Raw genomic sequence first — 12481 nt, 5'->3', positions numbered from 1 at the left:
TCTGCTAAAGAGGTATTTCATTCACTTCGGGAGGTGCCCATGACCGACCATAAAGGCAAACTGTCCCCCCTGCTCAAGCAGGCTACCGGCATTACGGCCGCCAAAGGCGAAGGCGCCTATATTATTGACCCCGAGGGCCGTCGGTATCTGGATTTCACCTCCGGCATCGGTGTCACCAGCACCGGCCACTGCCACCCGAAAGTGGTGGCCGCAGCCCAAAAACAGGTGGCTACCATGATTCACGCCCAGGCCACCACGGTAATGAACCCCAGGCTGCCGGAACTGGCGGAAAAACTCGGAGAGCTGACACCAGACCCTCTGAATGCCTTTTTCTTCTCCAACTCCGGCACCGAGGTGGCCGAGGGCGCGGTTCGCCTGGTTCGCCAGGCCACCGGACGCCCCAACGTGATTGTATTCCATGGCGGCTTCCACGGCCGCACCATGGGGTCATTGTCCATGACCACCTCCAGCGTTGCCCTGCGGGCCGGTGTCAGCCCCATGATGGGTGGCGTTGTGGTTGCCCCCTTTCCACACGCTTTTCACTATGGCTGGAGCCTGGACGAAGCCACCGACTTCTGCCTGCGGGAGCTGGACAGAATCTTCGTAACTTATTCCGCCCCCAAGGAAACCGCCGCCATGCTGATTGAGCCGGTTCAGGGTGAAGGCGGCTACGTACCCGCCAACGCCCGCTTCCTGAAGGGCCTTCGGGAACGCTGCGACAAACACGGCATCATGCTGGTGTTCGATGAAGTGCAGGCCGGCTTCGGCCGCAGCGGGAAGTTCTGGGCCCATGAACACTTTGGCGTAACCCCGGATGCCATCATGATCGCCAAAGGCCTGGCCAGCGGCTTCCCGATCTCTGCCCTGGCGGCTTCCGAGGAAACCATGTCCAAAGGCTGGCCCGGTTCACAGGGTGGCACCTACGGAGGCAACGCCGTGGCTGCGGCGGCAGCTATTGCTACCATCGACGTCATTCGCGAAGAGGGCCTCGTGGAAAACGCAGACCGCATGGGTAAACGCCTGTGGGACAATTTGCATGCCCTGAAAAAGGATTATCCGGAGATGGCCGATGTCCGGGGCAAAGGCCTGATGGTCGGAGTTGAAATGCGCCGGGGCGACTGCCCCGATGGCGAACGGGCCGGCAAGATCCTCAAGGAATGCGAAAACCGGGGATTACTGATGCTTCGCTGCGGGCCTTACCAGGAAATCGTCCGATGGCTGCCGCCACTGATCGTCACCCAGAACCAGATTGATGAAGCGACCGGCATCTTCGAGGAGGCCCTGAAAGCCACCGCCTGAGCCCCATTTCATGAAACGAACAAGGCCGGATGATATCCATCATCCGGCCTTTCTCACAGAGCCTATCCTGGAACCACGGCGGTATTATCTGTCGGCGGTGACAAACTCCAGGCGCCCGGGGGCAACACGGATATCCACGGGCACAATGCCCAGCATCCGCTGGGCAAAGTCTTCCTCATTGAGGCGATACACCGGCATGGTTTCCAGCATCTGGGCCACCACCCGCATCACGTTGTCCGTGACCGGCGCCAGGTCGCCCTTGAAAAAGGGTGAATCAATGGAGCTCTCCAGAAGCTGGAGCCGGCGGATGTACACCGCTTTTTCCTGACTGTCATACACTGGTGCACCTTCAACCTTGAGCGCCAGGTCCACCGGCAGCTTGGCCATCAGTGCGTTCAAAGCCACCTGCCCCCGAAGATCAATCACCGCGACATCGCGACCATCCGGCCCCAGGGTAATATCTGCATCACTAAGACTCAGGCTGAGCGGCGATCCACTCTGCAAATGCTGCCGATCGTAGTCGGCCACGGCCCGCTTGAGATGCCGCTCAATCTCGCCCTCGGAGATGGCATAAGGTGAAATGCTCGCACAACCGCTGGCCAGTACTGCCAGCACCAGAACCGGGAACCAGGCCCGAACCTGCATGAATGTTTTCATTTTTCTTCCTCTGAAACCGAGCCCCCTATCCTGCGGCAGGCATGCCTTCCACGCAAGCCGTGTTGATTAACGATTGGTGAGGGAGTCAGTCGTTCTCAGCACGGGCCTGCACGGTTGGGGTCAGCCGTTCATCAAACGTTACGGTCAGTACGATGGGCTGACAGCACACCTGGCAATCCTCGACATACTCCTGTTCAGCCACCGAGGGGTCGACGCTGATTTCCAGCGTCTCCCAGCAGTAAGGGCATTGAACGAGCACTGAATCAAGCGCAGACATGCGAACTCAGAACTGCTGCTTGGCCATCCAGGGGATGATCCGGTCGAACGCCTCTTCCATTCGCTCGCAGGTGGTCGAGAAACTGAAGCGCAGGGCATTGGTGCAGTGCTCACCGAAGGCGTCACCCGGCACCACACATACCCCGGTTTCCTTCAGCATCCGGAGCGCCAGATCAGAACCATCCACATGGGGCGGCAAATCCGGGAAAGCAAAGAACGCGCCGCCGGGCTTGTAGCCGGTCAGATAGGGAGTCTGGTCGATCAGCTCCACAATCTTGTCCCGACGCTCGCGATAAATATCCACCATGTCGCGGACGCACTGCTGGTCTGCCGTCAGGGCAGCCACGCCGGCAAACTGCGATGGTGTATTGGCCACCGAGGTGGTAAACATATGGTAGCGCCGTAGCGACTTGATTGCCGCCTGGCTGGAAATGACCCAACCAACCCGCAAACCCGCCATGCTGTAGGTCTTGGAGAAGCTGCTGATGCACATGATGTTGTCCAGGTCCATAGAACAGTTCAGGACGCTGGCAAAGTCATCATCATCAAAGATCAGGTGGTCATAGACCTCATCTGCGTATACCTGAATCCCGCGATAGGCGCACTCCTCGAGAATCGTCTCGACAGTACTGCGGGGATACACCGCTCCGGTAGGATTGTTGGGGTTATTCAGGATAAGAGCGAATGTTCGTGCCCCCATGGCCCGGATCACATCATCCGGGTCCAGCTGGTGGTTGTTCTCAGCACGGGTGGGCACAAACTTCACCTCACCGCCGGTCATCCGGATAAGGGGTGCGTAGAGCAGGAACGACGGGTCCGTCACGATAAACTGACGACCGGGCGCCGAGGTCGCCGAAATGGCCAGGTACATGGCCTCGGTGGCACCGCTTGTTACCAGAATATTGTCGCGGGTGAGCTTGCGGTTGTAGCGCTTGCCATAGTAATCCCGCAGGGCCACCAGCAGTTCCGGCAGGCCGGCATCCATGGTGTAGCCGGTTTGGCCGGCGTTCAGCGCGTCAATATAGGCATCAATAATATGCTTTGGTGTTGGCAGGTCTGGCTGCCCTATCGACAGGTGAATCACATCCTTCATGGTGGATGCCATATTCACCAGCCGGCGAATCCCCGAAACAGGAATGGCCTGCATAGCCGGGTTCCAGCTGGCCTTGGTCTTGCGGTACTTCACTTTCCGCGGCTTGGTCTCGCCGGTATCCTTGTTCGCGGATTCCGCCATACGCACCTCCCGATAACAGGGTAAATAAAGACCTACCCCTGCAGGTTAGTCAGTAAAAATCAGCGGTACAAGGCCAGTGGGACGAAAGACTGAACAAACCCGCCGAGGCAATGGATCCGTCAAGCCAGGTTGACCCACACCCACTCGCCTACCAGACTACAACGATGGACTGAAACCAATCGTTGCGATTCTTACGGAGGTGAAATGACAGCATCCAACAAACCGGTTGTCACTGTTCTGACAGCGCCTGGCGAGGCACCGCCTCCCGGCATCGAAGCCGTTCAGGCCAGGGCGGAAGTTCGCTTCGCCTGCGATGAACAGACACTCCGGGACACCCTGCCCGGCACCGATGTCATGATGGTGACCGATTTCCGGACTGAAGCTCTGGAAGCCGCCTGGCCAACCGCAGACCGGTTGAAATGGATTCACGCCACCAGTGCCGGTGTCGATGCACTCATGTTCCCGGCGCTGATCAAAGGCGACGTTACCGTGACCAATGCCCGGGGCATCTTCGACCGGACCATCGCCGAGTATGTGCTGTGCAGCATTCTGATGTTCGCCAAGGATTTCCCCCGGTCCATCCGCTTACAACTGAAGCACGAGTGGAAGCATCGAGACACGGAGCGGGCCGAAGGCAAGCAGGTGCTGGTGGTGGGCGCCGGCTCCATCGGCCGCCAAATCGGCCGACTGGTTAACGCCGCAGGCATGCATGCCCATGGCATTGCCCGCACACCCCGGCAGAAAGACCCGGACTTTGTAGCGGTGCACGGCAACGATGAATTGTATGACCAGCTGAGCCATGCGGACTTTGTGGTGATTGCCGCACCACTGACACCGCAAACCGAGGGACTGTTCGACAGCAAGGCGTTTGCGGCGATGAAAAAGTCAGCCAGGCTGATCAATATCGGACGCGGGCCGATTGTGAAGACGGATGATCTGATCAAAGCTCTGGACGATGGTGAGATTGCCGGGGCAGCATTGGATGTTTTCGAGGAGGAGCCGTTACCGAAGGATCATCCGCTCTGGGAGCGGGATAATGTGATTATGACGGCGCATATGGCGGGCGATTTCATCGGCTGGAAGCGGGCGCTTACGGACCAGTTCCTGGAGAACTTTGACCGCTGGCACAAGGGTGGCGAGCTGTTCAACCTTGTTAACAAGGAGCTTGGGTACGCCGGCAGTTAGACTTTCAAGTTTCCCACTCCGGGAACCGTGAGACCCACTTCGCATTGGGCGCTCGCTAACGACATTCGGATTGACATGCGCCAACCGGCCAGCATAAATTCCGAACGTCGAATTGCGACTGGATTAAAACAAGGAGGTTTTATGGCGGCAACACGGTTACTGTTGCTTTGCATACTATTAACTGCTTTTCAGGCCCAATCCGGAGAGCTAGTCTTGTCTCAAGATTTGGCCCTGGACTACGCCGAGCCGAAGCTAATATCCCACAGCAGCACCACGCTCATCATCAAATACGATGACTGGTCTCTGTCACACCGAGTCGTAGACTCAACCGCGATCTATCCCAAGATCAACCTCTCGGGCATAGAGGAAGTGTATCTCCATTCAATCTTCCTTCCTGCCCAGCGAGACTCTCTGCCTAAATGGCTTCAAGTGCTTGCGGAAGAGCAGGCTCGCCAGTTCGGTCTACCGGAGGGTCAAGTAGTCGAAGAAACCGTTGGCAATGCCAAGATTTTGGGAACTTACAACCAACAAAATGAAGAAGGTTACCTCTATATCTTTGATCGCGTTGCCATCCATCAGATGACCATTGCGGGAACCGAAAAACAGTATAAGGAACTGATCCGAAACATCAGGGAGAGATGAGTATGGATATTTATGAAAGGGACCACCTGCAACAATTTCTGGTTACGATATTTGGCCAACAAGCTGCAAGCTGGCTTCCGAATGAGCCGCTATTTAATCTGACCTACGAGTTAATTCAGGAATCCGGCGGCTGCACTGAGGCCATGCGCTACGTACCCGAACCCCTGGGCCCAGCCAGGAACGCTTTTAGGTGGATGGCCAAAGAGGTAAGGAAAAAGTTTCTAAAAACAATCGCCGAAAATAAGGACCATTACGCAATGTGCATTGGGACAGCAGCCTACCGAATGGCGCACCGATTCCACTTGGCTGCACAGGGTGTATGAACAACAGTCAGATTGAGTAAAGGAGCCTGTGCAAACGTATTAAGCGTTCCGCATGAGGCTCCGGCATTATACAGCGGTCACCTCCCCCACCGAAGCCGCCACTTTGTAGTCCACACCCCCCAGTGCCTCAAAATGCGCTTCGCCACACAGAATCTTCAGATTCTCCTCCAGCCGGCGCTTGTCGCTATCGTGGGTGGTTTTAGTCTCGCGAATCAGATACACCTTACGATCTTCCTCGAGTACGACCGCCCAGTCCGGGTTGTAATCGCCAACCGGCGTGGGAATGCTGAACCAGCGGGGTAGCTTGCAGAAAAACTTCACGTTCTCCGCGCCGTCAAGCGCCTGTGCGGTCATCCGTTCGATATGCGAATCGCACTCGATGTAATCGTAGGGTGTTTGAACCTGATTGCCCTGATTGCCATGCTGAACCTGATAGGAGCGATCCAGATAGACCTCCAGCTCCGGCTCATCGAACAGCTCCATCTTGTATTGCTCGCCGGCCAGTTTTTCGTAGCGAATACCATCCACCAACAGCTCATCCAGCGCTTTCTGAATTTGCCGCGCTGTTTCGGTGATGAAGCCCTGCGGGTTTGCTTTGAACTCACCCAGGCGGCGGCAGCCCCGAATGATGGTCAGCAAGGTTCCTCTGGTCAGGTGTGTGCGTTCCTGCAAGGCGCCAATCAGGTCAGGCAAGACTTCATGGGAGCTGACATAGCGCTCCTTGGTGGTGGAAATCTGCCGTTCACTGCCGAAACCGGCATCGGTCAGTTTAGCCTGAGTATGGTCAATGGTGAGGGTCACTGGCTTGACCACCGGCATGTTCTGGAGTTTATGGCTTGCCAGATCAATCAGTTGCTGGGTGTCAAAGCGAATAGAATACCGGGTTTTCTGGCTGATGTTGTCCCACAACGCCTTGAAATCCGGGTTCAGCTCTACCCGCTTGTTGTAGGTAACCGCTGTGCGTTTGCGGGCGTCCTGAACGCGGCCTGCAAACATAAAGCTGCGCAGGCGGTCGATGATTTCGTTTTCCAGCGGCTGGTATTCCGGTGGCACTTGCAGCTGGAAGTACAGGTCGTCCGGCTGGAAACGGGCGGTGAGGTCGCCCTTGGCATCCAGGTAGCCCTCCGCTTTGAGCGCTTGCCACAGATGGCGGGATTTTTCCTGACCCAGAGTTTGGGTGTCGTTGATCGTCAGCGGCGCAAAGGCGATAACAGGAACCCTGCCAAACTTGAAGCCGCCGCCGATGTCTTTCTCCATTTCCGTCTGGAGGTTTTTAGCGTATTCCTCAAAGGACTCGCTGGCTACCACCGTCAGTCGGTTCACCTGCGGATCAAAAACCCGGTCGCCGTTGGCGTCGACGGACAGGCGCAAACCACGGCCCAGGGTCTGACGGCGCTCCTTTTCGCTGCCAAACTCCCGCAATGTGCAAATCTGAAACACATTCGGGTTGTCCCATCCCTCTTTCAGGGCTGAATGACTGAAGATAAAGCGCAGCGGTTCGGATTCGTCCAACAGGCGTTCTTTGTCCTTCATAATCAGCTCGTAGACTTCGGCGTCACTGGCGGTAGTGCCACTGGTGTCCTTCAGTTCCACCACTTTGCCGCGCTTTTTAACCTCGGCAAAGTAACCATTGTGCACCTGTTCTACATTCCGCTTCGGCAGGCCACTGAACTGCGGGCTTGCTGCCAGTTCGCCGTAAGCCTCTTCAAACCAGCGAGCCAGTTTGCCTTTCCGGATATGACCGTGTTCGTCGTAGTAGCGGTAATTGGCCACCTTGTCGATGAAGAACAGCGACAGCACCTTCACATCCAGGCCCTGCTTTTGCAGGTTGCGCTCTTTCTTGAAGTGCTCCTCCACCGTCTGGCGGATCTGCGCTTTCAACACATCGTCGTGGATGCCGCCTTGCTCCTGCTCTGGCTCAAGAATGACGTTGTTAGCAAAGCGAACGAATTCCGCACCCGGCTCCGCGTATATCTCATCCACCACATAGCCCTGATACCCAAGGCGGTTGGAATGGTCTGACAGATCCGTTCCCTGCTTGAGCTTGACGGTCTTTTCCCGGGTGCCGTTGGGCGTGTCCTCAAAAATTATCACCGAAGCCGACGGTGTTTTGGCTTTTCCACTGTAGCCAATCTTGCTCAGTTTCAGGTACGTCTGGTTTACATTGCTCTGGGACTGAATAGACGCCACAGAGATCTGCTTCACCAGCTTCATGTCATACGCCTTCACAGGCCCTAACTGGTACACCACGTTGAAGGGGTTGCGGTGAGTGGCGGAATAGCGCAGGGCAAACAATGGCTTAAGGTGGTTCACCGCCCGGCGAGCCTTGGGGGTATTATCCACCGACTGGGGCTCATCGATGATCAGCACCGGCCGCACGTCCTGGATAAACTCAATGGGTTTGACGCCAGACATCCTGTCCTGCTCCCGGTGAATCACTGAAAGCTTCTTGATCTCGTCCGGGGTCAGGCTGTCATAACTGCGCACATCCCCTGCGTCCCGCTGAAACGCCTGGATGTTAATCACCATGATCTGCAAGGTGTTGGCGGTGGCAAACTGGCGCACCTTGGAAAGGTCTTTGGCGCTGTAGACGTAGTGATCAAAAGGCGCGTTGTTGTAGAGACTGCGGAAATGTTCCTTCATCATGGCCAGGGACGACAGCACGCCTTCCCGGATAGCCACCGACGGCACCACAATAATGAACTTGCGCAGCCCCAGGCGCTTATGCAGCTCGAAGATACTGCGCAGATAGACGTAGGTTTTACCCGTGCCGGTTTCCATCTCCACCGAAAAATTGGGGAACGGGTAGTCGTCCCCGGGCTCGAACAGGTACGGGGATTTCTCGATGAAATTCTGTTCCTGCACCCGGTGCAGGTTGTCCAGCAGCTTGTCCGGGTCCAGTGTCAGGGTGTTGGCGATGCCCAGCTTGCGATAGGGTTCACCAGAGGTGGACAGGCCCTCGAACACAGACAGGGTGGATTCGATGGCGTCCTGCTGGTAATCCAGATTGGGGTTGAACTTCAGTTTCAATGGACCGCTCCGGCTTCCTCAGCGGGTTTCAGGTACTGCATCAGATCACCGCGCCGGAAGGTGGCGGAAAGCTGTTGCAAGGATATCTCCCTTTTGCCATAAAGAGCCGTCAGCGCTTCGGAAATCTGATCCTGTGCGCGATACTGAAACTCATCAAACTGGCGATTCAAACGATCCAGCAATGCCTGATAGTTCCGATGATTGACCTCAGCCAAGGCAACACCTTCGGTTTCCAGCAGATAATCCCCCACCAGCATGGCCTTGTAGTGAGACGCATAAGGCAGGAACACCGGAGGATTAGTCTGCTCCGGGCGCTTGCGCTCGTTCTCCACCAGTCGGAAGATCAGTGCAGCCAATATGGCCTGTGCGGAGTTCAGGTTATCGAACACTTCGTCGTACAGTTTTCCGAACAGTTCCTTGCGCCGGAACTTGGCCTGGAACGGCTTTCGGCGCCACACTGCCAGCACGGCTTCGGCCACCACGGAGCTGGTCAACTCATCACTCTTCACCGAGGTATCGTCCCGTTTTCGGCGATAGTTGAACCCCAGATCCCTCATGCCCAATTCCAACCGACGCTGCTGATCGTCGTTAGCGCGCAGATCTCTCAGGTCCACCGGATTCTGGCTGTTGGTAGCGTAGGTAATATCCTGGACGAACTCTTTATCGTCTTCCGCAAGTTCGTACAGCCGCAGCAACACATAGGTCTCAGAAAAGTCCCGCAACAGATCCGGCTCGTTCAGGGTCTGCTGTATGGTTTTACAGGTTTGGCCACCATTGATGATCTGAATGCCTTCCAGCTTGAGCTGGTAATCCCGGCCCTGTAACGCATTGTGGCGGAACTTCCGGCAGATCATGGTGATGCCGTTGTTGAAAAAGTAGAAATTCTTACGACGGTCGTCGTTCACCAGGGTGTCATGAATGGCCGTATTCACCCGGTTACGATTCATACCCAGGTAGCGGCGGATGTTACGTTCCAGCAGCTGATCACCATGGCGGTTGAACAGGTCGGCGATGTCCTGAATCGCCACCTTGCCGATCAACACCCTGCGGTAGTTGAAATCCTCAATCACGGCTTCACCGCGCAGTGGCAAGGAATCGTCCACCGATTTCTGGTTCTGTAGCACCCGCACAATGTCGTTGTGGTTCAAGTGCACCCAGTTAACCTGGGAGGCAGAAAATCCCGCAGCATCAATGACCTTCTGAGCACTGTCGTTCCAGCGATTCCCATTATTGCAAAGCACCATCTTCACCACCGGAATGTACCCGTCCCGAATCAGGGACCGCACTTCTTCGATGCGCGGTTTCAGCCGGTCGTTCATGTCCAGCACTTTGGCCGGATCAAACAGAGTGCCGATGGTCTGAATGGCCGCCTTTACGCCATTTTCTGGAAAATGCGCAGCACCACTCAGGTCTTTGTGTTTGTACTTGCCTTGAAACAGCGTGACCTGAAATTCGCCATCTTCCACATCGCCCACATAAAGCACATCCACGCCGGCATCGCCACCACCCTCGGTGAGGTACTCTGCAGCTTCTTCCAGCGGAATACCCAGTGCCGTCGCGGCGCTGAGCAACACGAAAGCGGCAGACTTTTTCTTCTGCGGATCGTTACCTGCTGGCAGCAGGTCGCTATTGGCACTGACGATACCGTCCAGTCTCTGATCGATGATGCTTGCGTTAATATCCATGAGCGCTCCTGAGTCTGACGATGCAGTTCAAACCGTTTTGAAATCAATCTGGTCGATTTTTTCCCTGCCCTGGTTAAAGGCCTCGAAGGTTTTCACGGCGTTGGTTTTGAGCTGGTCGTTGCCGTGGAAGGCTTTGTCCAGGCAGATAAACTGGCCGGGGGCTTTGGCCAGTACGGCGTCGATCAGGGCCTGGTCGATGTCGTCTTCCAGATGCACCAGCAGGGAGCCTTCGGCCACGGAGAACACTGTATGCCCGGCCAGCTCGACCTGTTCCACTTTTTCCGTGGGCATCACACCGGCCTTGATCAGCAGTTCGTAGAGCAGATCTTCCTGGCTGGCGTTGGGGTCGATGTGGTCGACGTTGAGTTCCATTTGTTTGAGGAGCTCTTTGTCGGAAATGTCTTTAGCCGGGGCTTGCCAAAGTTTAAAGTTGCTTTGATTGAGTTTTAGGACTTTGAAGCCGAGATCGCAGAGCAGCCTCCCCTCAAAATCAAGTTCACTACCTCTCTCTTTCCGGATCTTGTCTCCCGCGCGCCGGAGTCTCTCTTTTGAGATATCAGCAATTGTTTTGTAGCCATGCTTGAGAGCTATGCTACCAGTTTTATCGTTTTCTCTATTTGGCTCAGGAAGTTGAACCAGAATGAATCGCAGTCCAGCACCATCCTCACAACAAATGTCAAAGACTGCTTCACCAGTGCTTCCTGAACCGGAGAAAAAATCTAGTACAATGCCCTCATTACCACAACAATACTTTATTAACTTCTTAAGCTCGACGTGATCTTTTGGATTGTCAAAAACTTTGGCTCCCATCAAGGACCTTAGGTACTTCACTGAGACTTGGCTCTGCTTATAGAAATAGCTACCCCGAACTTTAACCGCTAAGCCATCATCGTCTGTATTTTCTGCCAGTTCGTCACTGTTCTCGTCCACACCTTTTATCGGCCGAAGATGGGATTTTCTAATCGGAGGTTGCGTATGATCATCCCTAAATTCAACTACTCCCAGGCGGATCATTTCCTGCATTTTTTCTGGGGTTGAATATACCCATCCACGCTCTGGAACTTTACAAGGCTTTCCTGTTCTCGGGTGTACCACATCATAATCTGGCCCATCACCACCAGGCCAAGAAATATTATCATCACGCCAAGGACCATTCTGGTCGACTCGTCTATACCGTTGTAGCTTCTTAGATGGATGTGATTGCGGCAGACCGTTGAACCAATCTTTCAGTCTCTCCTCAATTTCAGGAATCTCTGAGACCTGTCCTTTAATCGCCATATACTCATCCCAAATCTCCTTCGCTCCCGGCTTTTCCTCACGCCAAATAATTTCTTTTTCTCTCAAGAAAGACAGCGATCTCGCGAAAACTAAAACGTACTCATGTCCAACTGAGAAAAGCTTCGCATCGTTTTTCCGACCCTTTTCCCAGATCAAAGAGGCAATAAAATTCTCCTCCCCAAAAATCTCGTCACACATCCGCCGCAGGTTTTCCACTTCGTTGTCGTCGATGGAAATAAAGATCACCCCATCCTCCCGCAACAGGTTGCGGGCCAGATACAGGCGGGGGTACATCATGTTCAGCCACTTGGTGTGGAAGCGGCCTTCGTTGGCGGTGTTGGTGGAGAAGCTGCGGCCCTCGCTGTCTTTCAGGCCCGCGTATTGCAGATAGGTGTCCAGGCTTTCACTGAAATTGTCCGGGTAGATGAATTCCTTTCCCGTGTTGTAGGGCGGATCGATGTAGATCATCTTCACCTTGCCGTAGTAGCTCTTCTGCAACAGCTTGAGCACTTCGAGATTATCGCCCTCGATAAACAGGTTTTCGGTGGTGTCGAAATCCACCGATTCTTCCCGGCACGGCTTGAGAGTGGCGGTGGAGGGCTGCTGGATCAGCCGCAGGCAGTCCCGCTTGCCGGGCCAGTCCATGCCGTAGCGTTCGCGACGGCTGTCGTAGATATCCGTGAACTCACCCAGCTCGGCTTTCAGGCGCTCCAGATCAATGGTCACCTTCAGCTCGCCCTGATCATTGAGGGTTTCGGTGAAAATGCCCGGGAACAGTTGTTCGAGCTCTTTGCGTCGCTTCTCGGCAATATCCAGGGACTGGCCGTTCATCTGGGTGTTTACTGTGCTCATACTGCTGGAAATTCCTTTGA

At 55.2% G+C, this 12481-nt stretch carries 10 protein-coding genes; 4 read left to right on the top strand and 6 right to left on the bottom strand.

Translation table 11 applies throughout. The features are described from left to right. Positions 1 to 39 precede the first annotated feature (39 nt). Positions 40 to 1299: an aspartate aminotransferase family protein gene (locus tag ASQ50_RS16835; RefSeq protein WP_058090647.1), complete on the top strand. Its 1260-nt coding sequence runs from the start codon at positions 40 to 42 to the stop codon at positions 1297 to 1299. An 84-nt stretch (positions 1300 to 1383) separates the two neighbouring features. Here ASQ50_RS16835 and ASQ50_RS16830 read toward each other — a convergent pair whose 3' ends face one another. The 3 genes from ASQ50_RS16830 to ASQ50_RS16820 form a co-directional block, all read right to left on the bottom strand. Continuing rightward, positions 1384 to 1956, bottom strand: a complete 573-nt coding sequence (locus ASQ50_RS16830) for a DUF1439 domain-containing protein (protein WP_058090648.1) — start codon at positions 1954 to 1956, stop codon at positions 1384 to 1386. Between the two features lie 85 nt (positions 1957 to 2041). Further along, positions 2042 to 2233: a CPXCG motif-containing cysteine-rich protein gene (locus tag ASQ50_RS16825; protein WP_058090649.1), complete on the bottom strand. Its 192-nt coding sequence runs from the start codon at positions 2231 to 2233 to the stop codon at positions 2042 to 2044. Between the two features lie 6 nt (positions 2234 to 2239). Further along, complete coding sequence (locus tag ASQ50_RS16820) at positions 2240 to 3466, bottom strand: pyridoxal phosphate-dependent aminotransferase (RefSeq protein ID WP_058090650.1); 1227 nt, start codon at positions 3464 to 3466, stop codon at positions 2240 to 2242. A gap of 204 nt (positions 3467 to 3670) precedes the next feature. Between ASQ50_RS16820 and ASQ50_RS16815 the strand changes: the two genes are divergently transcribed. The 3 genes from ASQ50_RS16815 (at position 3671) to ASQ50_RS16805 (ending at position 5616) form a co-directional block, all read left to right on the top strand. Continuing rightward, complete coding sequence (locus ASQ50_RS16815; protein WP_058090651.1) at positions 3671 to 4651, top strand: D-2-hydroxyacid dehydrogenase; 981 nt, start codon at positions 3671 to 3673, stop codon at positions 4649 to 4651. A 141-nt stretch (positions 4652 to 4792) separates the two neighbouring features. Beyond that, entirely contained in the window at positions 4793 to 5293 is a 501-nt protein-coding gene (locus tag ASQ50_RS16810) for a hypothetical protein (protein ID WP_058090652.1), read from the top strand. Between the two features lie 2 nt (positions 5294 to 5295). Further along, a complete protein-coding gene (locus tag ASQ50_RS16805) occupies positions 5296 to 5616 on the top strand; it encodes a hypothetical protein (RefSeq protein WP_058090653.1) in 321 nt (106 codons plus the stop codon). Between the two features lie 66 nt (positions 5617 to 5682). On the opposite strand, the gene ASQ50_RS16800 is transcribed toward ASQ50_RS16805, so the two are convergent. The 3 genes from ASQ50_RS16800 to ASQ50_RS16790 are packed head-to-tail and all read right to left on the bottom strand — an operon-like array spanning position 5683 to position 12461. Then, positions 5683 to 8646, bottom strand: coding sequence for a DEAD/DEAH box helicase family protein (locus ASQ50_RS16800; RefSeq protein WP_058090654.1), 2964 nt, complete (start codon positions 8644 to 8646; stop codon positions 5683 to 5685). Further along, positions 8643 to 10331 carry an AIPR family protein gene (locus tag ASQ50_RS16795; RefSeq protein ID WP_058090655.1) on the bottom strand — a complete coding sequence of 563 codons (1689 nt, stop codon included), beginning with the start codon at positions 10329 to 10331 and terminating at the stop codon, positions 8643 to 8645. Before ASQ50_RS16795 ends, ASQ50_RS16800 begins: the two co-directional genes overlap by 4 nt. Before the next feature lie 27 nt (positions 10332 to 10358). Further along, positions 10359 to 12461 carry a site-specific DNA-methyltransferase gene (locus ASQ50_RS16790; RefSeq protein WP_058090656.1) on the bottom strand — a complete coding sequence of 701 codons (2103 nt, stop codon included), beginning with the start codon at positions 12459 to 12461 and terminating at the stop codon, positions 10359 to 10361. Positions 12462 to 12481 lie beyond the last annotated feature (20 nt).

The organism is Marinobacter sp. LQ44, assembly GCF_001447155.2.
In the GTDB taxonomy this organism is placed as follows: domain Bacteria; phylum Pseudomonadota; class Gammaproteobacteria; order Pseudomonadales; family Oleiphilaceae; genus Marinobacter.
Note: the sequence above shows the minus strand (reverse complement) of the source record. Positions and strands in the feature narration are given on the sequence as shown.